We start from the raw sequence: 19,839 nt of genomic DNA on the forward strand, positions 1-19,839 counted from the left end.
TTCAGCGGTACTGGGCGAACACGCCGGCGACGGGCGCCGTCGACTCGCGCAATACAATGCTCGGCGTCACGATGCGTTGATCGATCGGCAGTTGGGGGGTTGCAATTCGTCGCAGTAAAAGCTCGGCCGCGGTCTCGCCCAGTTGCAGGATCGATTGCCCGACCGTGGTCAGTGCCGGGTACACGTAGCGGCCCATCTGAATGTCATCGAAGCCAATCACCGACAGCTCGCCGGGCACGCGAATGCCACGCTCGGCGGCTGCGCGTAACACGCCGAACCCGATCATGTCGTTGCTGGCAAAAATCGCGCTGGGTGGGTTTTGTGCTAGCAATTGCGCGGCGGCGGCGTAACCGCCGTTGCTGGTGAAGTCACTTTCCAGGGTGCGCGTGGCCGTCACCGCCACGCCCGCCTCAAGCAAGGCGCGGTGGTACCCCGCCAGGCGCATTTGCGCCACGCGGGTATGAGCGGGGCCGCCAATGCAGGCGATATCGCGATGCCCCAGCTCCAGCAAGTGCCGGGTCGCCAGGTAGGCGCCCTGCTCGTGATCAATGCGCACCAGGTCGACATCAATGCCGTCCAGCGCGCGGTCGACAATCACCATGGGCGTGCGCACTGCGCTCAGGCCTGCGGCGAGGCCGCTGTCATCGCCACCGACCGAGGTCACGATCAAGCCATCGACGCGCTTCTCCAGCAGCACCCGCAGATAGCTGCGCTGTTTTTGCGCGTTGTCATCGGAATTACACAGGATTACGCAGTAGCCGTTACGCTCGCAGTAATCCTCGATGCCCCGCGCCAGCTCCGCAAAGTACGGGTTGAGGCTGTTAGGCACCAGCAAACCAATGGTGGCCGTGGTCTTGGCCTTGAGCGAGCGCGCGACCGCGCTGGGTACGTAGTCGAGGTGCTTGATCGCGGCTTCGACCTTTATGCGTACCGGCTCGCTCACTGGGCGCGTCTTGTTCACCACATGGGACACGGTGGTGTAGGAAATACCTGCAAGCGCGGCCACATCCTTGATCGTTGCCATGGCTCAGCCCCGCCGACTGGCGCGTTGGCTGCGGTAGGTATCGAGCACCACGGCAATCACGATCACGGCACCGGTGATGATGCGCTTGGTGGGTTCCGTGGCGCCGATCTGCGCCAGGCCGGCAGCCAATACCGAAATAATCAACACACCAAAGAAGGTACTGATCACCGAACCGCGCCCGCCCATCAGGCTGGTACCGCCGATCACCACCGCGGCGATCACTTGCAGCTCCAGGCCTGAGCCGGCGTTCGGGTCCGCCGCTTCCAGGCGCGAGATCTGGAACAGTGCCGCCACACCGGCCAACAGGCCCATCAGGCTGAACACCAGGATTTTATAGGGCTTGGGATTGATACCGGCCAGGCGCACCGCCTCTTCATTGGTGCCGATGCCGATCAGGTAACGGCCGAATACCGTGCGGGTCAATACCAACTGGGCAGCGACGATCACCAGCAGCGCGATGATGAACGAGGGAGAAATACCGAAGGCAATCGGGTTGGACAGCCAGGCAAACGAATCACCGATATAGGCGGTGCGTGAACCGGTCATCTGGTACGCCACGCCGCGAGCCATCTCCAGCACACCGAGGGACACGATAAATGACGGAATCCGCCAGGCCACGGTGATCGAACCGGTGATGGTGCCAGCCAACGCAGCGCAACCCATACCCAGCAAAGCGGCTGGCAACACGCTCCAACCCCAACCGAGAATCGCCACGCTCACCGCCGACGCCGCCAACGCCAATACCGAGCCCACCGACAGGTCAATGCCACCGATGATCAGGATGAAGGTCATGCCCACCGCCAGTACCATCAGGTCCGGGATCTGGTTGGCCAGGGTGCTGAAGGTGTCGTAGGACAGGAAGTGATCGCTCAGCACCGAGAACAGCGCAATCATCGCGAGCAAGGCACCCGCCAGCCCCAGGTAAGTGCCCAGGCCGAAGAAATTGCCACCGGTTTTACCGGCAGAGGATGTGGTTTTCATGGGGTATTCCTAGGCGCGGCGTCATTGAGCAGCGCGTCACGTTTCTGATAGCCGGCAAACGCGGCGGCGAGCAATTCGTCCTGGGTCCAACTGTCGCGCTCGAACGTCTCGATCAAGCGGCCGGCGGAGAGCACGCCGATGCGGTCACAGATCAGCATGAGTTCACGCAAGTCACTGGACACCACCACCAACGCCTTGCCCTGGCGGGTCAACTCGCCAAGCAGGGTATAAATGTCGAACTTGGCGCCCACGTCGATGCCGCGGGTGGGCTCATCGAACAACATCACCGAGCAGTCGCGCTCCAGCCAACGGCCAATCACCACCTTCTGCTGGTTGCCGCCGGACAGCTGCGACACCAATTGCGCCGGGCTGGAACTGCGGATGCGCATGGCGTCGATCTGGCGCTTGGCCAATGCGGTTTCGTCCCGGCGATTGACCACGCCACCACCGGAGATTTCCGGCATGTTGCCCAAGGCAATATTCGCGCTGATGGATTGGGTCAGCAGCAGGCCTTCGCCCTTGCGGTCCTCGGTAATCAAGGCGATGCCATGACCGACCGCATCCACCGGCGAACGAATGCTCACCACCTGGGCCGGCGAGCCAAGGGCCACGGTGCCGCTGTCGGCCAGGTCGGCACCAAAGATCAGGCGCAGCAATTCGGTACGGCCAGCGCCGATCAGGCCGGAAATGCCGTAGATCTCGCCAGCACGCACTTCAAAGGACACGTCGCGGACTTTGTCCGAGCGGGTCAGGCCTTTCACGGTCAGCGCCGGACCGCCGATGCTGCGCGGGCCAAGATCGATGTGTTCACCCAGCTCGCGGCCGACCATCAAGGTCACCAGTTGCTCGCTGTTGTAATTGGCCATCGGCTCGACGCAGACCAGCTTGCCGTCGCGCAGTACCGCAATACGCTGGGCGACGCGGGCCAACTCTTCCAGCCGGTGCGAAATGTAAATGATCGCCACGCCCCGGGCCTGCAAGCGGGTGATTTGTTCAAACAGCATCTCGACTTCACGGGCGGTGAGCATGGCCGTGGGCTCATCGAGAATCAGTACATGACAGTCGCCGATCAGGTTGCGGGCGATCTCGACCATCTGCTGGTGGCCGATGCCCAGACTGCCAACCAGGGTGTCCGGGTCAATGGCATCCAGGCCGACCTGGGCCATGGCCTCGATCGCCGCTTTACGCAGGCGCTTGCGGCTGATCCAGCCACCGCAACTGGGCAGGTTATCCAGGAACAGGTTTTCGGCAACGGTCAGCGTCGGCAGCAGGTTGAGCTCTTGCATGACCATGCGCACGCCCAGCGCTTCGGCCTGGGTACGACTGGCCGGGCAGTAATCCTGACCGTTGAATTGCATGTGCCCGGTGGTCGGTGTGACCAACCCACCGATAATCTTCGACAAGGTACTTTTGCCTGCGCCGTTCTCACCGGTCAGCGCCAGCACTTCCCCGCGGTTAAGCGTGAGCGTGATGTCGGACAGAACCGGTTGGGCATAGGTCTTACCGATACCGCTGACCGAGAGGACAGCGTTCGGGGCAGAAGATGACATAGGAAAATCTCCAGGCGTCCGCCCAGGGCGAGCGGACGCTGTTGGGTGCTACCGCCATTACTTCTTGAGGACGAGTTCGACCGGGGTTTCGATCACGCCATCGTTGGCATCGACTTTCTCACCCTTGACCAACTTGAGCGCGTTCTGGATACCGAACACCGCTTGCTGGGCAGCCGCCTGGTCGGCGGTCGCCAGGATGCGACCGTCCTGCAACATCGGCTTGATGGCTTCGATATTGTCGTAGCCCACTACCAGCACCTTGCCGGACTTGCCCGCTGCGCGCACGGCGGAGACGGCGCCCAAGGCCATATTGTCGTTACCCGCCAGCAATGCCTTGAGGTCCGGGTATTCACTCAGCATGGCCGAGGCCACTTTCTGGCCCTGGTCGATTTCCCAGTTACCCGATTGAGTGGAAACGATCTTCATGCCAGCTGCGTCCATCGCGTCCTTGTAGCCTGCGGTGCGCTGCTGGGCGTTAGTGGTGGTCGGTACGCCTTCGATGATGCCGACTTTGTCGCCCGCAGCCAGTTGCTTGGCCAGGTAGTCGCCCACCAGCTTGGAGCCTTTGCGGTTGTCGGGGCCGACGAAGGGAATCTCGAGGTTTTTGCTTTTCAGTACACCCGGGTCCAGGCGGTTGTCGATGTTGACCACCTTGATACCCGCGTCGGAGGCTTTCTTGAGTACGGTGACCAGGGCCTTGGAGTCGGCAGGCGCGATGACGATGGCGTTGACCTTGGCGAGGATCATTTGGTTGACGATGTCGATCTGCGCACTGGTATCGGTTTCGTTCTTGATACCGTTGGTAATCATGTCGAAATCGGCGGCGTGATCTTTCTGGTACGCCTTGGCACCGTCCTGCATGGTGACGAAGAATTCATTGGCGAGGGATTTCATCACCAGGCCGACCTTGGGTTTGACGGCGTCGTCAGCGAATGCAGAGGAAAGAGGTAAAGCGGCGGATGCGGCAGCAAGCACAGCGACAGCAAGAAGACGTCCAGCGAATGGCAGCTTCATGGGTTCACTCCGATCTTATGATTATTGTAAGCAACGCTTGCACCGAAAACCGTTTCGGCAGCCCCCCAACCGGGCGGCTGATACGAGCTTTCACGGAGCTCCCTGAGCACCTCGCGAAATATCTCGCAAACGTTTGCGTTACCCGGACTATGAGAACCTTGCCGGGATTTGTCAACGGTAGACAACGACGTTTCATACAAGCCCCGTCGCCTAACTGCGATTGAAGCGCATGAATAGACATCCTTTACCCAACCACGCGATGAAATCACGGGCTTTGGCCTGATAACCGGAATTTTCGGATATTTCTGTCGGACAACCGAACGCAAAGGCCCGGCTTATTCGGAAAGCCGGACGCCTGCCTGGTACATTTCTTTCGAATAAAAATTAATAGCCTTACAAATCAATCACTTATTTTAAAAATGCCGACACATTCAGTCTGGTACAGATCCTGCTCTTACACAGCACCTCGAGGCATTCAGCACCGCCCGAGTGTTCTAGATGAACCTGCTGCAGCACTCATCAAAAACCAGAGAGAAAAATAATGAAATCTGCATTGAAGAATTGTGTTCCGGGCGCATTAGCCCTTCTGCTGCTGTTCCCCGTTGCCGCCCAGGCAAAGGACGTTGAATCCAAGACCAAGCTGTCCAACGTGGTAATCCTCGCCACTGGCGGCACCATTGCCGGCGCAGGCGCGAGCGCGGCCAACAGCGCCACGTATCAGGCCGCCAAAGTCGGTATCGAGCAATTGATCGCGGGGGTTCCCGAGCTGAGCCAGATCGCCAACGTGCGTGGCGAGCAAGTGATGCAAATTGCGTCCGAAAGCATCACCAATGAAAACCTCCTGCAACTGGGTCGACGCGTCGCTGAGTTGGCGGACAGCAAGGACGTGGACGGCATCGTGATCACCCACGGTACCGACACCCTGGAAGAGACCGCCTACTTCCTGAACCTGGTGGAAAAAACCGACAAGCCAATCGTGGTCGTCGGTTCCATGCGCCCGGGCACCGCCATGTCGGCTGACGGCATGCTCAACCTGTACAACGCCGTGGCGGTAGCCGGCAGCAAAGACGCACGCGGCAAAGGCGTGCTGGTGACCATGAACGACGAGATCCAATCGGGTCGCGACGTCAGCAAGATGATCAACATCAAGACCGAAGCATTCAAAAGCCCATGGGGCCCACTGGGCATGGTCGTTGAAGGCAAATCCTACTGGTTCCGCCTGCCAGCCAAGCGCCACACCACGGATTCGGAATTCGACATCAAGAACATCAAGAGCCTGCCCGACGTTGAAATTGCCTATGGCTATGGCAACGTGAGCGACACCGCCTACAAGGCCCTGGCCCAGTCTGGCGCCAAAGCCATCATCCATGCCGGTACCGGCAATGGTTCGGTATCGTCCAAGGTGGTCCCTGCCCTGGTGGAATTGCGTAAGCAAGGCGTACAGATCATTCGCTCTTCCCACGTGAATGCCGGTGGCATGGTGCTGCGTAACGCCGAACAGCCAGATGACAAATACGACTGGGTTGCCGCCCTCGACCTTAACCCGCAAAAAGCGCGGATTCTGGCAATGGTCGCCCTGACCAAGACCCAGGACAGCAAAGAGTTGCAACGAATTTTCTGGGAATATTGATTCCTGACGGCACCCTGTATGTGGCGAGGGAGCTTGCTCCCTCGCCATAACAAACTCCCTCCCCCTCCCGCCCTACACCTCTTCCCTTAATTTGCTGTCGGACTAACTCCTCGAAATTTAAGCAGTTGCGAAATTGCCTACAGTTAAATACTGTATGCACGTACAGCTTAATAAGGAATCCTCCGTGGCAAAGTCTTCTTCCGTAGCGCCTACTCCGCCCAATGCCTACGAACGCTTGGCTATTCGTGTGCAAAAAATCATCAACTCCACCAACGCCCAGAAAGCCAAGGCCGCCTTGATCTTCCGTTTACCGGACGAACCCGAGGATGAGTGGCAACGCTTGCTGGAGGAAATCGCGGAGAACGACAACGTCACCCTCGCTTACCGCGACGACGGCGGCGTGCAGATTTTCTGGGTTGTGCCGAAGGAAGACTGATTCAATGAGTGCCCGTTTTATTGCTGTTTGTTGCCTGTTTTTTGCCGTCACCGCCCACGCCCAGGCGCCCCGCACCTTTAGCGAAGCCAAGAAAATCGCCTGGACACTGTATGCACCGCAATCCACCGAGTTCTATTGCGGCTGTAAATACACCGGTAACCGCGTTGACCTCAAAGCCTGCGGTTACATACCACGCAAAAATGCCAACCGCGCGGCGCGCATCGAGTGGGAACACATTGTCCCGGCCTGGCAGATTGGTCATCAACGCCAGTGCTGGCAAGACGGAGGGCGCAAGAACTGCACGCGCCATGATGATGTGTTCAAGCGTGCCGAAGCAGACCTGCACAACCTGGTGCCAAGTATCGGTGAGGTTAACGGTGACCGCAGCAACTTCAGTTTTGGCTGGTTGCCAGTGCAAAGCGGGCAATACGGCTCATGCTTGACCCAGGTGGACTTCAAAGCCAAGAAGGTCATGCCGCGCCCGTCCATTCGCGGGATGATCGCACGTACGTACTTCTACATGAGCAAGCAGTACGGCTTGCGCCTGTCGAAACAGGATCGCCAGTTGTATGAAGCGTGGAACAAGACCTACCCGGTGCAGGCCTGGGAGCGCCAGCGAAACCAGACCGTGGCGTGTGTGATGGGGCGCGGCAATGAGTTTGTCGGCCCGGTGAACCTCAAAGCCTGCGGTTGAAAATGGGCGGGACTCCCGCCCAGACTTCACGTTACGGTGCAGCGTTGTGCTCGATGATCTCGGACACCGTGTCGGTTTTCTTGGCCCTGGCCATTTTTTCGTTGAGCAGCGTCTGCTTGGCTTCGGCCTCAGCCTTGGTTGCGAATGGCCCCAGTAGCACTTCGTCCTTGCCGTCGACTTTCACGATATAAAAATTGAAACCATGCTCAAGCAGCCAGGCGGTCAGGTCGGTGATGGCCTGCAGCTTGTGGTCCGGGGGACCTACTCGCAGGTCCCATTCCTGGGCGGCAATCGCGCCGATCTGTGGCTGGCTCTCAGTCACGGCTGGCTTGGCCTTGGGCGCATCGACACGGTTGCCTTCACCGCAACCGGCCAATGCCAACACCGCAATTGCCATCGCTACTTTACGCACTGCCCTGCTCCTTTAAAGGATAAAGAGGCGACTTTATCATTCACTGTCTATTCTGGCCGTCATAAACGTTGGCTTAAACAATGCGAATGATGTATCGCAGACCTGTATGATGCCGCCATGGGAATTAATGTCGCCTCTATGCGTCCTAAAAGAGGCAGTCACAGGGAAGCGCTTAGCAGTAAGCTACACACATCCGACACCTGCCCTGTCTGAAACATGTGTCCTAAAAGCAATCAAGGAGAAGTCCATGCTTATACTCACCCGCAAAGTCGGTGAAAGCATAAACATCGGTGATGACATCACGATCACCATCCTGGGCGTAAGCGGCCAGCAAGTACGAATCGGCATCAACGCACCCAAGGACGTTGCCGTGCATCGCGAGGAGATCTACCAGCGCATCCAGGCTGGCCTGACCGCTCCGGACAAAAACCAGACGCCTTGAAGCGCACTCAGTAGCCAGCCCTTTCGTTCATGTAACGGCTGGCGAAAGCCTTATTCGGATTGTTCGTGGTTGAATGCGTGATCAGCGTCGCCCGTACGCCCAAGTGCCCCAAAGATGAAATTATCCTAACGCTTGGAACTTGTTCCACTGCCCACAGCCGAAACTCCTGACTGACATCCTTCCGTCCGTGTGCACTCAGGAGCACGTCGATGAGGCCCACTACCGCGTCGCCATTTTTTTCCAGATCCTGGATGCTCGCTTTGTTGATAGGGCTGGTCTTCATGGGCTTGGAATATGGCCTGTGGCTGGAAATCGAAGGCCCGGGGCCGACCACCTCGCATTCCTCGCTGGATTTGGTACTACTGCTGTGTGCGTACCTGTTCATGTTCTGCCTCAAGCCCATCCAGCAGGCCTTGCAGCGCCAGCTGTGCCGGCGGGCCGCCGATAAAACGGGCGCCTGACGGCACATGCTCAATGCGAAACAGGCCAAGAACGGACACGAACTCGGCGAGTGTGTCAGCCCACCGCGCTCTGCAAATACAACAAGCCATCAGCGCAGCGTCGTACCTGCAACTGTTCATACCCCTCAATCGACGGATGTTCCGTGAGCATGGGCTCGAGGTGCGTCGACGTCACCACCAGCACATCCGCCCCAGCCGCCTCCCCCGCACGAATCCCCACCGTCGCGTCCTCGAACACCAGGCAGTCCTGCACCGGCACCCCCAAGCGCTGGGCGCCCAACTCATAACAAGCGGGGTTCGGTTTGCCGATGGCCACGTCTTCGGCAGTCACCAGCAACGCTGGCGGCGCAATGCCTGCGGCCTGCAACCGGCGCAATGCCAACGCTTTCGGCGCAGAGGTGACCAGCGCCCACTGATCACCGGGCACACTGTTGAGAAACGCGACAGCGCCGGGAATCGCCACGACGCCTTGCACATCGTTGATTTCAGCCTCGGTAATCCACTTTGCCTCTACCTGCGGATCGACACCAGGCAATGCCTGGCGCGTGATGGTGTCGATCGCCCGCGCCCCATGAATAGTGGTCAAAAAGGCCGCGACATCCAGCCCGTGGCGCGCAGCCCAGATGCCCCACACGCGCTCGGCGGCGGCAATGGAATTGAGCAGGGTTCCGTCCATATCGAACAGGAAGGCGCGGTAAGGGCGGGCAAGTACGGCTGAACCTCGGATAGACACTGCGGGGTTTCCTCGTGAGCTGAAACGAATAATCGGCCCGATGCAATCTACGGATCACTCCTTGGGTTGTAAACGCCGACGCCCGCGCAACCCGTCAATCATTACAAACTTGTCATCATCCTGTTGCCGCGCTGTTCGAGGCGCCTGGTTACCATGAACGCACTGGCACGACTCAATGCGCCAGTAGCAATTGATCCGGCTACACTGGCGCCACGTATTGAATCAGGGCATTTCAAATGAACATCCTCGTTGTCGAAGACGAACCCAAGGCCGGCAATTACCTGCTCAACGGCCTGCAGGAACAGGGCTACTGCGTAAGCCTCGCCCGCGATGGCGTGGATGGCTTGCACCAAGCGCTGGAAACGCCATTCGACGTAATCGTGCTGGATGTGATGATGCCAAAAATGGACGGTTGGGAAGTGCTGCGTCGCCTGCGCAAAGATTCCGACACCCCAGTGCTTTTTCTGACGGCTCGCGACGACATTGCCGACCGTATCAAAGGCCTGGAACTGGGTGCCGATGATTACCTGATCAAGCCCTTCTCTTTCGCCGAACTGGTTGCACGCCTGCGCACCCTGACCCGTCGCGGCCCAAGCCGTGAAGAAGAACAGTTGCACATCGCCGACCTGCAGATCGACGTGCTCAAACGCCGCGTTACCCGTGCTGGCACGCGCATCACCCTGACCAATAAGGAATTCGCCCTGTTGCACCTGTTCGCCACCCACCAGGACCAGGTGCTGTCGCGCTCGCTGATCGCCTCGCGGGTCTGGGACATGAACTTCGACAGCGACACCAACGTGGTAGACGTGGCCGTACGGCGCCTACGCCTGAAAATAGACGACCCGTTCCCGCTCAAGCTGATCCACAGCGTGCGGGGCATTGGCTACCGTTTCGATACCCAGCCATGACCCACCGCCGTCATTATTCCCTGACCCTGCGCCTGGCCCTGATCTTCGCCCTGCTCGCCTTTGCCCTGCTCGCCACCCTTGGCGTGGCACTGTACCGCGAGCTGGAGCGCGAGCTGATCCTGCGCGACGATGTGCAATTGATTTCCCGGGTGGATCAACTGCGTAACCTGCTCAACGACAGCAACACACTGGACCTGATCAGGACCAAACCGGAACTGTTCCAGAACATGCTGGGCAACCGTGAATCCGTGCTGAGCATCGCCGCCCCCGGCCAAGCGCCGCTGCTGCTGGTAAACCCGGGCAACATCGACCTGCCCGCGATCAAGCCGGTGCCCAAGGATCACGTCCTCGCGCTGAGCGACGTGCAGCACCTGCCCGGCATAAACGGCGTGCCCTTCTCCACCCTGGCCGCGTCCATCGATTCCGGCGACCTGGGCAGCCTGCAAGTCACCAGCGGACGCCTGATGACCGAGCGCACGGCCATGCTCGCCAGCTACCGGTTGAGCGTGTATATCCTGGCCAGCATCGCCGCGATCCTCCTCGCACTGGTGGGCTACCTGCTGGTGCATCGCGGCCTGCTGCCCTTGCGGCGCTTGGCGCAGCATGCCCAGGGGATCGGCGTGGGCAACCTGGCCGAACGCCTGGACAGCCACGGCGCGCCGAAAGAGCTGCTGGCGATGATCGACGCGTTCAACACCATGCTTGAGCGCTTGGCCAAGGGCTTTGTGCAACTGGGCCAGGTGTCCACCGACATGGCCCACGAACTGCGCACGCCGATCAACAACTTGCTGGGGGAAACCCAGGTCGCCCTGCAACAGCAACGCAGCAGCGAGAGCTACCAGCAACTCCTGGCCTCCAATATCGAAGAGCTGGAGCGGCTGGCGAGGATGCTCGACAACATGCTGTTTTTGGCACGCACCGACCCGGTCAGCGCCCTGCGCCAACGCCAAGCGTTGGCGGCGGCGGATGAAATAGCGCGCATCGCGGATTATTTCGAAGGGTTGGCGGGCGATGTGGGTATCAGCATTCGGACCGAGGGCGACGGTGTGATCTGGGCGGAACCGATGCTGCTGCGTCGCGCCCTGGCAAACCTGTGCGCCAACGCCATCAAATATGGCGCGCCGAATGGCGAGCTGCTGATCCAGGCGATTCCAACTGCTGCGGGCATCAGGCTATGCGTGAGCAACAAGGGCCAGACCATTCCCGCCGAGCATTTGTCGCGGCTGTTCGAACGGTTTTACCGGGTGGATGAATCACGGGAGCGTTCGGCCCACTCCAATGGGTTGGGCCTGTCTATCGTGGCGACCATCATGCAATTGCATAACGGGCACTACAGCGTTACCAGCGAAGATGAGGTGACCTGTTTTGAGCTGTTTTTCCCACGCCGCGAGGCATGAACGACGGCCGCTCAATCAAAGGCGCCATTGAGGATTTCATAGACGAGGCCCGTCGCGATAGCCACCAATATCAGGTCGGTGCCCACTTGCCGCCACTCATACCCATCGTAACGGGGCAAGTGGCCGAGTAAACGGCCATCAAGCTTTTTGGCAATGCCTGGCGGCAAGGGCTTGCCGCGCGCCAGGTTCTTCTGGATACCCGGCGGCAACGCCGGTCCGGGGCTCCAGTAATCGCGGTAGCCCCCCAGCACACCGAGCACACTGCCACGGTCGACGCTGGGGCCGCGACTGTTCGGCGCCCCCTTGCCTTTAGGCTTGTCATGCCCTTGCCCAGCCGGGTTGTTGCCCTTGTTGTTACCCTGCCCCTTGCCATTGCCCGGATCCGCCAGGGCCATCCCGCTACCGGCAAACAGTACAAGCGACAGTGCAACAGACACGAACTTCAGCGGCTTGATCATGGCGACTATCCAAGGCAGAAACGTAGCTCAACTGTAGCCGAAGTTAGCGCGCCGCGCGTTGAGTCAGCTCACCTGACCGCCCACTTCCCGTACATCCACAGGCGTGTTCCACGCCACCGACACGGCGACGCGCAACCCATCGACCAGGCTCGACAACGCCATCAACGATTGATCGGGGACATGGATAAAACCACTGCGTACCTGCGAGCCTGCCAGCAGGTGCTGCAAACGATAGAACACCTGGTTGCAGACAAAGGTGCCCGCCGTCTGCGACACCGAGGCAGCAACCCCCGACTCACGCACTGCCTTGACCATCGCCTTGATCGGCAGCGTCGAGAAATAAGCCGCCGGCCCATCCGCGACAACTAACGTGTCTATGGGCTGATACCCCAGGTTATCGGGGATACGCGCGTCGTTGATATTGATCGCCACCCGCTCCAAGGAAATCTCGCTGCGCCCGGGCGCCAGGCCAGTGGCGATGACCATCGCCGGCCGCAGTTCGCTGATCAGTTGCACCAGGCACTCGGGGGCGGTGGCAAACGCACAGGGCAGCCGACGCGCAACAATCTGTACATCCTCAGCGAACTGCACACCGTCCAGTTGGCGCACTGCCTCCCAGGAAGGATTCACCGGATCTTGATCAAAGGGCTCAAACCCCGTCAGCAGTACGGTTTGCATAAAGGCCTCACATCAACAGGTAAAGCAGCACGATATTGACCAGTAGCATCATCAGCGCAGTTGGCAACTGGGCCTTGATCACCGCATTCTTGTCCGGCAGCTCCAACAACGCCGCCGGTACGATATTGAAGTTGGCGGCCATGGGGGTCATCAGGGTACCGCAGTAGCCGGAGAACATACCGATGGCCGCCATCACCGCCGGGTTCCCGCCGTAGATACCCACCAGCACTGGCACGCCGACCCCGCCCGTCATCACCGGGAACGCTGCAAAGCCGTTACCCATGATCACCGTGAACAGCGCCATGCCCAAGACATAGACCATCACCGCCACCAACTTGAAATCCAGGTTGATATAAGTGGTGGTGACGTGCGCGACAGCTGTGCCGACCCCCGCTTCATTGAACAGCAGGCCAAGCATCGCCAGCATCTGCGGCAGCACCATGGCCCAACCCAGGGCCTCGGTGAGGCGGCGCGACTCGCGCAAGGCTTGCACCGGCGTATCGCGGGTCAACCAGCAGGCCAGCCCAAGGGCGATCAGACAGCCAAGGCCGAGCGACACGAAGGTGGTGTTTTTCGGATCCAGCAACGGCACCCCGCCGATTTCGGTGTGCTTGAGCAATACCGAGCCGATCACCGTGGTCAACGGAATGGCCAGCGCCGGGATAAACAGTTTGTGTCCCAGACGCCCGGCACTGGCACGGGAGGCCTTGTCATGCAACTCGACATGGGTGCCACGACCAACGCCGCCAAAGCCTGCGATCAGGGCCATGACCACCACGCCCGCGCCGATCACCACCGAAGGCAGGCGCTCGCCCACCAGGAACGGAATCGCGAACAGCAGCCAGAACAGGGCGCTGGACCAACGCTTGGGATGGGCACGGTCCATCAGGATCATGCCGGCGGTAATCAGCAGCAGCACCCCGGCCAGCCAGTACAGGTATTGAATGGAGATGATCATTGTGCAGCCTCCACTGGGACGACGACGGGCGTCAGCTCACGGGTAAGGCGGCGGTCAAAACGATGCAATCGGATCGCGTGGATGATGAAGGCGCAAATCGCCGTGGGGATGCCCCACACAGCAATGTGCAGTGGCTCTACATCAATTCCCGAGCCCAGCAGGAAGGTGTGCATCAACGCGATAGCACCAAAGGCGACAAAGATATCCTCACCAAAAAACAGCCCGACATTGTCCGTCGCCGCGCACATGGCCAATACCTTGTGGCGCACCTTGTCCGGCAGTTTGCCGTAACGTTTTTCTGCCGCGCCTTCTGCCATCGGTGCCAATAGCGGACGCACCATCTGCGGGTGCCCGCCCAGGCTGGTCAAGCCCATGGCGGCGGTGGATTCGCGCACAAACAGGTAGATAATCAGCAAGCGCCCGACCGTGGCGCGCTCAAACCGCGCAATCCAGTTCTGCGCATGCAGGCGCAACCCATGGCGCTCCAGCAAGCCTATGACCGCCAGGGGCAACAGCAGGATCAATTGCAGGGCACGGGTTTGAAGGAAACCATCGCCCATGGTGGCGAGGATTTTTTCCAGCGGGAAGTGGGCAGCGAGCCCGGTGGCCAACGCGGCGGCGGTGACCACCAACAACGGATTGAAGCGCAAAACAAAGCCAACCACGATCACAAGTACGCCGATCAACGGCCACAGATTCACAACGGTTTGCATGGCGAAGAGGTCCTTAAGTGCGCGCTGCGGCGCCATTACAGCAGGATGTGAACAAAGTGTTCACAGCAGGAAGTGGCGTGCAGTCGGCTCGGTTTTTTATTGTTGGCCCGTCAGGGCGAGCGTCAGTGGCGGCAACTGTGCTGCCTGGAGGCGGGAGGTGTCCAACAAGAAAAATTGTTGCTGCGAACCAATAAATTTTGTCGGCGGCTGAAGGCAGTACGTGTAACAAAATGTAGACAGGTCGCGAGGGATTCGCGCATCTTAGCCCCGCGCCGGAGCCCGGCACATGCCTCTTATCACTGCTGTGGATATGGAAATTCAATGAAAACCCAAAAAATCCTGATCGCCCTCTCCTGCGCCGTTGCCTTGTCGATGCTCGGCGGGTGTGCCGCCAAGGTCAAAAGTGGTGGCAGCGCTGAATTGGCGATCCCGCAAGCCGCCAAACAGAACCTGGTGGTGAGCATCAAAGGTGAAAACCAACTGGAGCAGAACCCGGACTGGAACCTGCTCAAGCGTGACTGGAATAACGCACTCCAGGTCGAAGCACGCCAGGCCGGCTTCAATGTCACAGAAACCGCCTCGGTGACCCCAAGCGGCGAAACCGGCGTCGGCATCGCCATCAACGTAAGCAAGTTCCGCTACATCGAACCCGGCTCACGGTATGTCGCCGGCGCGCTGGTAGGTAATGCCTGGGTGTTCTCCCGCGCCGATTACTCTGACCTGAAATCCGGCGCGCCAATTGGCTCGCGCACCTACGACACGTCATCGTCCGCCTGGGAAGGCATCGCTTCGGCCATGACGCAGAAGCAGGTTCAGGCGATTGCCAAGCAGATGATCAGTGACATCAAGAACGCCAAGACCCAGTAAGACAGCAACGGGATGAGCGTGCTTCTGGACTTCATCTGGAACCTGATCGACCTGGCGCTAAAGGTGCTGGAGCTCAGCTGTGACTACACACCACCACGGCGCAAACGCGTGTTCTCACTTGGGTTCGTGTTGTTCTTGGTGTTGGTGGCGGTGGTTGAACTGATCCTGCTCAACGTCTGGTTTGGACGTGGCAGCTGAGACGGTTGCCGGGGCTCCAACCTTCACACATCAAGAGGCAGCACCGGTGAACGCTCCCACGCCAGACACCACGAACCTCAACCTGCAAACCCGCCTGATCGCCCTGGTGGTCGCCGTCACCTTCTTCATGGAGAACCTCGACGCCACCGTGATCGCCACCGCCCTGCCGACCATGGCCACAGCTTTCGGCGTGACGCCGGTGGACATGAACATCGGTATCACCGCCTACATTCTCGCCGTGGCGATCTTCATACCGCTGTCCAGTTGGATCGCCGACCGCTTCGGCGCCCGTCGCGTTTTTGCCGGGGCGATCATCGTATTCACCCTCGCCTCGCTGCTCTGCGGGCTGAGCCAAAGCCTCGACATGTTTGTGTTCGCCCGCGTCCTGCAGGGTATTGGTGGTGCGCTGATGGTGCCCGTGGGGCGCCTGGCAGTGCTGCGCAACACAGACAAGAAAGACCTGGTGAAGATGATCGCGGTGATCACCTGGCCCGGCCTCGTCGCCCCCATTCTCGGGCCATTGGCCGGCGGTTTGATCGTGACCCACGCGTCCTGGCCGTGGATCTTCTACGTCAACGTGCCCCTCGGCGCCTTGGCCTTGATCGCCGCCCTGTGGCTGGTGCCGGCAGGTCGCGAGCCGAGCGTGCGCAGGTTCGATGCGAAGGGATTTATCTTGCTGGCAGGCGCCTGCGTAGCGCTGCTCGGCGGGTTGGAATGGCTGGGTAGCCAATCAGGCGAAAAGCTCATCCCGGGCGCTGCACTGGTTGCAGCGGGCCTGCTGCTGGCGGTATGGGCCGTGCATCATTGCCGGCACGCCAGCGCCCCTCTGTTGCCGCTGGACACCCTGTCCATCACGACCTTTCGCGTGAGCATCTATGGCGGGTCGCTCTTTCGCCTGGCCATCAGCGCCCTGCCCTTCTTGTTGCCCCTGTTATTTCAAGTGGCATTTGGCTTGTCGCCCGTGGACGCAGGCCTGCTGGTGCTGGCGGTATTCGCGGGCAACCTGGCGATGAAGCCCTTTACCACGGCCATCATGCAGCGCTACGGCTTTCGCAACGTGTTAAGGGTCAATGGGATTATCGGCGTAGTGTCGATTGTGGCCTGCGCATTTTTTACCGCACAGACACCGTTTGCACTGATTGCCGGCGTACTGTTCGTAGGCGGGCTGTCACGCTCGATGCAGTTCACCTGCTACAACTCGATTGGCTTTGCCGACGTACCCAAGGCGTGCATGAGCGAGGCGTCGGCGCTGTTCAGCCTGTCGTTCCAGTTGGCGATGGGCATGGGCGTGACCGTGGCGGCACTGCTATTGCGCGCATCCATGACCGTGCAAGGGCATGAAGTTCAGGCGCAGACCGGGGATTTTCGCGTGGCGTTCGTCGGAGTGGCGTTGTTGGGGATGTTGGCGCTGGTGGATGTGTATCGGCTACCGATGGGCGCAGGGGAAAGTGTGCTGAACCGCGCATAAACATGGCGGTTCAACACAGGTTCGCGCAATCAGGCGGTGGTGCTGACCATCGAACCCGACGTGCTGCCACCCTCGGCGGTGACGGCCTGCAACAGCGCCGAAGTCACCGTCTGCAACGCGGCAGCCGTGCCGGCAATTTGCGTTTGAGCCGCGGCGACGGCGGCAGCCTTGGCGTCGGCGCTCTGGTTGCTGGACTGCGCCTTCTGAAGAGCCTGCTGCTGCTGTTGAAGCTGCTTCTGCAACTGCTCGATCTGCTTTTTCAACTCTTTGACCGTATCGGACTGTTTCGAGACCGAAGCAACCTGGGCACCACCACCGGCTCCCGCAGCACCTTTAGTGTCAGCGCTCGCGCCGGCAGTTGAGCTGCTGGCGGCGCTGTTGGTGCTGTCGGTGGTGGCCGTGTCCGTCGAGCTGACGGTGCTTGGAGTGCTGGCTACGGAAGCGGTGGTGCTAATGTTGATAAGCATGCCAAATGTCCGAATGTTGGAGGTTTGCGCTCCTTATCGGCCTGGCATTCAAATACTTTAGACAGCCCTTGATGTTTAGTCGCAACAGCTGAAAAAAAACCAACATGGAGGTGGGCGAAGAATTGGCGTTCTGAGGTGGGAGTTTTTGCAAAAGGTTTGCAAATCGCACGATCGAGTAGGAGGCGGATTTACATCCGCCGTCCTCTCACACCACCGTACGTACGGGTCCGTATACGGCGGTTCAGGTTATGCGGTTAAGCCGTTTTATCGTATCCAGTATTGAGACCAGCCCCAGGCTGTCCCACAGCTTCTTCGGCAGCGCGTGATTCATATGTGACGCTCCCGAGTTCCACCATGGCCCGCGCCCGTTGAACGCTGATTTGCAGGCGCGTGCTTCGCTGATCCCCAGACGTATCAAGTTGCGCGCCCTCGTTGGGCGCTGCTTCCATTGACGCCAAATGACACAGCGAAGTTTACGGCGCATCCACCCATCCAACTCCTCAAGGGGGCGGTTGCTCTGGCTGAGCTTGAAGTAACCCGCCCAACCACGTAGCACCGGGTTAATCCGCTCAATGACGCTTGCCATCTTGTGGCCCCGCGCTCCGCGCAGCAGTTCTCTGAGCCGATCGCGCAAGCGATTCAGGCTCATCGTCGCTACTTTCAGCCTCGGCTGTTTATGCAGGCTCATCCCGTAACCCAAGTAATCACACGCCCACGGCCGTGCTACTCGGCTCTTTTCCTGATTCAACGCCAGTTTCAGGCGTTGATTCAGGAAGCGCTCAACCCTGACCAGCACTCGCTCGCCAGCACGACGACTGCGCACATAAATGTTGGCGTCGTCGGCATAGCGTACAAAGCGATGGCCCCGCCGTTCCAGCTCGCGGTCGAGTTCATTGAGCAGGATGTTCGACAGCAACGGTGAGAACGGGCCGCCTTGCGGCGTGCCTTCCTGCCGTCGGCTGACGATCCCGCCCGACATCATTCCCGCTTCAAGATACCGGCGGATCAGTCTGAGCACACGTTTGTCTTCGATTTGACGCTCGATGTAGGCCATCAATACATCGTGGTTGACCCGATCAAAGAACTTCTCCAGATCGAGTTCCACGCACCAGCGGTGTCCCGCCGCCACATGGGCGCGGGCGGTTCCGATAGCTTGATAAGCGCTTCGGCCCGGACGAAAGCCGTAGCTGTGGTCCGAAAACAGAGGGTCGAAGATTGGCGTGAGCTGTTGCAGCAGCGCCTGCTGGATCAGGCGATCCACGACACTGGGGATACCCAGCTGCCTTGTGCCGCCTTTGGGTTTGGGGATGTCGACGGCGCGTACACCTTGCGGGTGATACTCGCCGGCCAGCAGCCGAGACTTGAGGATCGGCCAATACTGTTTCACGTAGCCCGCCAACTGGTCGACCGCCATGCCATCGGTACCCGGTGCGCCCTTGTTGCTGACCACGCGTTGATACGCACGCTTGAGGTTGGCGGGTGCAAGCACCCGCGCCATCAGCGTGCCCGGCTCCGCGTTCGTCCACGCCACAGACGCCGTCGATGTTTGCGCCCTGTCAGCCTTCATCCTCGGATACCGTCCAGGACCTGGGGTAACAGTTTTCTCTTGGAGAATATTCTGCGTTTCAACATTCGACGAGACTCTGACGCCTACTGGCGGCATAACCTGTTCGGCCCTTGGTGACGCGGTAATCCGCCACTTACTACGGCCTCAGCTGACTTCTGTGAGCTCATCCCGTCGCCTCTCGACGCTCGGTAGCACAATGGCAAACCTACAGATCTCCCAGGGTAATTCGCGCGACCTTCCTGCTTATGCCTGTCGGATCTACGTCACAGCGCTCCGTGCAAGTATTGGGCTTTGAAGATATTGGCCTTCTTACCCCGCTGCGCCGCCTCTATCCGCTTCCTGTTCGTCAGGCCAGCATTTTGCCTCGGGCTTCCTTCAGATTCGCAGTCGCCCGCGACACCCTTGCCTCTGGCTAACACTTCCCCTTGCCGGGTGTGTAGAGGACTTTCACCTCCAAGTCACCAGCGTGGCCACCACAGCCAAGCTGGTTGCGCTTCGCGCAACGCGCCATGCCTGGCGCACCAACAAAAAAGGGCTCACCTTTCGGTGAGCCCTTCTAGACCGCCCAGCAGAGCGGATTTTGTTTGGTAGGCGCGATTGGACTCGAACCAACGACCCCCACCATGTCAAGGTGGTGCTCTAACCAACTGAGCTACGTGCCTGCTGTGAGGCGGCATTCTACGGAATTGCGGAGGGGTGTCAACATCTTTTTTGCAGCTAACCCTATGAATATGCGAATTTTTTATTTGCGGCCGTCATACGCGTATTTTTCGGGTGGCTGGC

General features: G+C 59.7%; 22 protein-coding genes and 1 tRNA gene. 10 read left to right on the plus strand and 13 right to left on the minus strand.

The window, feature by feature from the left end; translation table 11 throughout:
- Nucleotide 1: 1 nt before the first annotated feature.
- The 4 genes from PspS35_RS19405 to PspS35_RS19420 are packed head-to-tail and all read right to left on the minus strand — an operon-like array spanning nt 2 to nt 4,569.
- Nucleotides 2-1,024 carry a LacI family DNA-binding transcriptional regulator gene (locus tag PspS35_RS19405; protein WP_159936386.1) on the minus strand — a complete coding sequence of 341 codons (1,023 nt, stop codon included), beginning with the start codon at nt 1,022-1,024 and terminating at the stop codon, nt 2-4.
- 3 nt (nt 1,025-1,027) lie between these two features.
- Nucleotides 1,028-2,005, minus strand: coding sequence for an ABC transporter permease (locus PspS35_RS19410; protein WP_159936387.1), 978 nt, complete (start codon nt 2,003-2,005; stop codon nt 1,028-1,030).
- A complete protein-coding gene (locus PspS35_RS19415) occupies nt 2,002-3,555 on the minus strand; it encodes a sugar ABC transporter ATP-binding protein (RefSeq protein WP_159936388.1) in 1,554 nt (517 codons plus the stop codon). The genes PspS35_RS19410 and PspS35_RS19415 overlap by 4 nt, the downstream gene beginning before the upstream one ends.
- Nucleotides 3,556-3,612: 57 nt before the next feature.
- A complete protein-coding gene (locus PspS35_RS19420) occupies nt 3,613-4,569 on the minus strand; it encodes a sugar ABC transporter substrate-binding protein (protein ID WP_159936389.1) in 957 nt (318 codons plus the stop codon).
- A gap of 541 nt (nt 4,570-5,110) precedes the next feature.
- Here PspS35_RS19420 and PspS35_RS19425 point away from each other — a divergent pair.
- From PspS35_RS19425 to PspS35_RS19435, 3 genes are all read left to right on the plus strand, one after another.
- Nucleotides 5,111-6,199 carry an asparaginase gene (locus tag PspS35_RS19425; RefSeq protein ID WP_159936390.1) on the plus strand — a complete coding sequence of 363 codons (1,089 nt, stop codon included), beginning with the start codon at nt 5,111-5,113 and terminating at the stop codon, nt 6,197-6,199.
- 184 nt (nt 6,200-6,383) lie between these two features.
- Nucleotides 6,384-6,635, plus strand: a complete 252-nt coding sequence (locus PspS35_RS19430; protein ID WP_174244827.1) for a DUF1654 domain-containing protein — start codon at nt 6,384-6,386, stop codon at nt 6,633-6,635.
- A gap of 4 nt (nt 6,636-6,639) precedes the next feature.
- On the plus strand, nt 6,640-7,329 hold the full coding sequence (locus tag PspS35_RS19435) for an endonuclease I family protein (RefSeq protein ID WP_159936392.1): 690 nt from the start codon (nt 6,640-6,642) through the stop codon (nt 7,327-7,329).
- 31 nt (nt 7,330-7,360) lie between these two features.
- Here the strand turns inward: PspS35_RS19435 and PspS35_RS19440 are convergent, their stop codons facing one another.
- Nucleotides 7,361-7,726: an SPOR domain-containing protein gene (locus PspS35_RS19440; RefSeq protein WP_174244881.1), complete on the minus strand. Its 366-nt coding sequence runs from the start codon at nt 7,724-7,726 to the stop codon at nt 7,361-7,363.
- A gap of 262 nt (nt 7,727-7,988) precedes the next feature.
- Between PspS35_RS19440 and csrA the strand changes: the two genes are divergently transcribed.
- Nucleotides 7,989-8,183, plus strand: coding sequence for a carbon storage regulator CsrA (gene csrA, locus PspS35_RS19445; protein WP_003192511.1), 195 nt, complete (start codon nt 7,989-7,991; stop codon nt 8,181-8,183).
- Nucleotides 8,184-8,392: 209 nt separating this feature from the next.
- Nucleotides 8,393-8,644, plus strand: a complete 252-nt coding sequence (locus PspS35_RS19450) for a hypothetical protein (RefSeq protein ID WP_159936394.1) — start codon at nt 8,393-8,395, stop codon at nt 8,642-8,644.
- A gap of 55 nt (nt 8,645-8,699) precedes the next feature.
- Here the strand turns inward: PspS35_RS19450 and PspS35_RS19455 are convergent, their stop codons facing one another.
- Nucleotides 8,700-9,377, minus strand: a complete 678-nt coding sequence (locus PspS35_RS19455) for an HAD-IA family hydrolase (RefSeq protein ID WP_159936395.1) — start codon at nt 9,375-9,377, stop codon at nt 8,700-8,702.
- 236 nt (nt 9,378-9,613) lie between these two features.
- Here PspS35_RS19455 and PspS35_RS19460 point away from each other — a divergent pair, with 236 nt between their 5' ends.
- Together PspS35_RS19460 and PspS35_RS19465 are read left to right on the plus strand one after the other, a co-directional pair.
- On the plus strand, nt 9,614-10,285 hold the full coding sequence (locus PspS35_RS19460; protein WP_159936396.1) for a heavy metal response regulator transcription factor: 672 nt from the start codon (nt 9,614-9,616) through the stop codon (nt 10,283-10,285).
- A complete protein-coding gene (locus PspS35_RS19465; protein ID WP_159936397.1) occupies nt 10,282-11,682 on the plus strand; it encodes a heavy metal sensor histidine kinase in 1,401 nt (466 codons plus the stop codon). The genes PspS35_RS19460 and PspS35_RS19465 overlap by 4 nt, the downstream gene beginning before the upstream one ends.
- A gap of 11 nt (nt 11,683-11,693) precedes the next feature.
- On the opposite strand, the gene PspS35_RS19470 is transcribed toward PspS35_RS19465, so the two are convergent.
- From PspS35_RS19470 to PspS35_RS19485, 4 genes are all read right to left on the minus strand, one after another.
- Nucleotides 11,694-12,140 (minus strand): anti-virulence regulator CigR family protein, encoded by a 447-nt coding sequence (locus tag PspS35_RS19470; protein ID WP_159936398.1) that lies wholly within the window; start codon nt 12,138-12,140, stop codon nt 11,694-11,696.
- A gap of 63 nt (nt 12,141-12,203) precedes the next feature.
- A complete protein-coding gene (pcp, locus tag PspS35_RS19475; RefSeq protein WP_159936399.1) occupies nt 12,204-12,818 on the minus strand; it encodes a pyroglutamyl-peptidase I in 615 nt (204 codons plus the stop codon).
- A gap of 7 nt (nt 12,819-12,825) precedes the next feature.
- Nucleotides 12,826-13,776, minus strand: coding sequence for a DUF979 domain-containing protein (locus PspS35_RS19480; RefSeq protein ID WP_159936400.1), 951 nt, complete (start codon nt 13,774-13,776; stop codon nt 12,826-12,828).
- Nucleotides 13,773-14,489 (minus strand): DUF969 domain-containing protein, encoded by a 717-nt coding sequence (locus PspS35_RS19485; protein WP_159936401.1) that lies wholly within the window; start codon nt 14,487-14,489, stop codon nt 13,773-13,775. The genes PspS35_RS19480 and PspS35_RS19485 overlap by 4 nt, the downstream gene beginning before the upstream one ends.
- Before the next feature lie 321 nt (nt 14,490-14,810).
- Here PspS35_RS19485 and PspS35_RS19490 point away from each other — a divergent pair, with 321 nt between their 5' ends.
- The 3 genes from PspS35_RS19490 to PspS35_RS19500 are packed head-to-tail and all read left to right on the plus strand — an operon-like array spanning nt 14,811 to nt 17,022.
- Nucleotides 14,811-15,356 carry a DUF4410 domain-containing protein gene (locus PspS35_RS19490; protein WP_159936402.1) on the plus strand — a complete coding sequence of 182 codons (546 nt, stop codon included), beginning with the start codon at nt 14,811-14,813 and terminating at the stop codon, nt 15,354-15,356.
- A 12-nt stretch (nt 15,357-15,368) separates the two neighbouring features.
- Nucleotides 15,369-15,554, plus strand: coding sequence for a hypothetical protein (locus PspS35_RS19495; protein WP_159936403.1), 186 nt, complete (start codon nt 15,369-15,371; stop codon nt 15,552-15,554).
- 46 nt (nt 15,555-15,600) lie between these two features.
- On the plus strand, nt 15,601-17,022 hold the full coding sequence (locus PspS35_RS19500) for an MFS transporter (RefSeq protein WP_159936404.1): 1,422 nt from the start codon (nt 15,601-15,603) through the stop codon (nt 17,020-17,022).
- 29 nt (nt 17,023-17,051) lie between these two features.
- Here the strand turns inward: PspS35_RS19500 and PspS35_RS19505 are convergent, their stop codons facing one another.
- From PspS35_RS19505 to PspS35_RS19515, 3 genes are all read right to left on the minus strand, one after another.
- The gene (locus PspS35_RS19505) at nt 17,052-17,489 is read right to left on the minus strand and encodes a hypothetical protein (RefSeq protein ID WP_159936405.1); all 438 of its coding nucleotides are present in this window, start codon (nt 17,487-17,489) and stop codon (nt 17,052-17,054) included.
- A 241-nt stretch (nt 17,490-17,730) separates the two neighbouring features.
- On the minus strand, nt 17,731-19,152 hold the full coding sequence (gene ltrA, locus PspS35_RS19510; RefSeq protein ID WP_159936406.1) for a group II intron reverse transcriptase/maturase: 1,422 nt from the start codon (nt 19,150-19,152) through the stop codon (nt 17,731-17,733).
- Between the two features lie 489 nt (nt 19,153-19,641).
- Nucleotides 19,642-19,718 (minus strand) — tRNA-Val (locus PspS35_RS19515).
- Nucleotides 19,719-19,839 lie beyond the last annotated feature (121 nt).

It is taken from the genome of Pseudomonas sp. S35, assembly GCF_009866765.1.
GTDB lineage: Bacteria > Pseudomonadota > Gammaproteobacteria > Pseudomonadales > Pseudomonadaceae > Aquipseudomonas.

Excerpts from the sequence above, each read along its gene's own strand:
- PspS35_RS19410 (WP_159936387.1), bottom strand. The coding sequence starts at position 2,005 with ATGAAAACCACATCCTCTGCCGGTAAAACCGGTGGCAATTTCTTCGGC.
- PspS35_RS19420 (WP_159936389.1), bottom strand. The coding sequence starts at position 4,569 with ATGAAGCTGCCATTCGCTGGACGTCTTCTTGCTGTCGCTGTGCTTGCT.
- PspS35_RS19505 (WP_159936405.1), bottom strand. The coding sequence starts at position 17,489 with ATGCTTATCAACATTAGCACCACCGCTTCCGTAGCCAGCACTCCAAGC.
- PspS35_RS19450 (WP_159936394.1), top strand. The coding sequence starts at position 8,393 with ATGAGGCCCACTACCGCGTCGCCATTTTTTTCCAGATCCTGGATGCTC.
- pcp (WP_159936399.1), bottom strand. The coding sequence starts at position 12,818 with ATGCAAACCGTACTGCTGACGGGGTTTGAGCCCTTTGATCAAGATCCG.
- PspS35_RS19495 (WP_159936403.1), top strand. The coding sequence starts at position 15,369 with ATGAGCGTGCTTCTGGACTTCATCTGGAACCTGATCGACCTGGCGCTA.
- PspS35_RS19485 (WP_159936401.1), bottom strand. The coding sequence starts at position 14,489 with ATGCAAACCGTTGTGAATCTGTGGCCGTTGATCGGCGTACTTGTGATC.
- PspS35_RS19465 (WP_159936397.1), top strand. The coding sequence starts at position 10,282 with ATGACCCACCGCCGTCATTATTCCCTGACCCTGCGCCTGGCCCTGATC.
- PspS35_RS19440 (WP_174244881.1), bottom strand. The coding sequence starts at position 7,726 with ATGGCAATTGCGGTGTTGGCATTGGCCGGTTGCGGTGAAGGCAACCGT.
- PspS35_RS19415 (WP_159936388.1), bottom strand. The coding sequence starts at position 3,555 with ATGTCATCTTCTGCCCCGAACGCTGTCCTCTCGGTCAGCGGTATCGGT.
- PspS35_RS19405 (WP_159936386.1), bottom strand. The coding sequence starts at position 1,024 with ATGGCAACGATCAAGGATGTGGCCGCGCTTGCAGGTATTTCCTACACC.
- PspS35_RS19470 (WP_159936398.1), bottom strand. The coding sequence starts at position 12,140 with ATGATCAAGCCGCTGAAGTTCGTGTCTGTTGCACTGTCGCTTGTACTG.
- PspS35_RS19460 (WP_159936396.1), top strand. The coding sequence starts at position 9,614 with ATGAACATCCTCGTTGTCGAAGACGAACCCAAGGCCGGCAATTACCTG.
- csrA (WP_003192511.1), top strand. The coding sequence starts at position 7,989 with ATGCTTATACTCACCCGCAAAGTCGGTGAAAGCATAAACATCGGTGAT.
- PspS35_RS19435 (WP_159936392.1), top strand. The coding sequence starts at position 6,640 with ATGAGTGCCCGTTTTATTGCTGTTTGTTGCCTGTTTTTTGCCGTCACC.
- PspS35_RS19480 (WP_159936400.1), bottom strand. The coding sequence starts at position 13,776 with ATGATCATCTCCATTCAATACCTGTACTGGCTGGCCGGGGTGCTGCTG.
- ltrA (WP_159936406.1), bottom strand. The coding sequence starts at position 19,152 with ATGCCGCCAGTAGGCGTCAGAGTCTCGTCGAATGTTGAAACGCAGAAT.
- PspS35_RS19490 (WP_159936402.1), top strand. The coding sequence starts at position 14,811 with ATGAAAACCCAAAAAATCCTGATCGCCCTCTCCTGCGCCGTTGCCTTG.
- PspS35_RS19425 (WP_159936390.1), top strand. The coding sequence starts at position 5,111 with ATGAAATCTGCATTGAAGAATTGTGTTCCGGGCGCATTAGCCCTTCTG.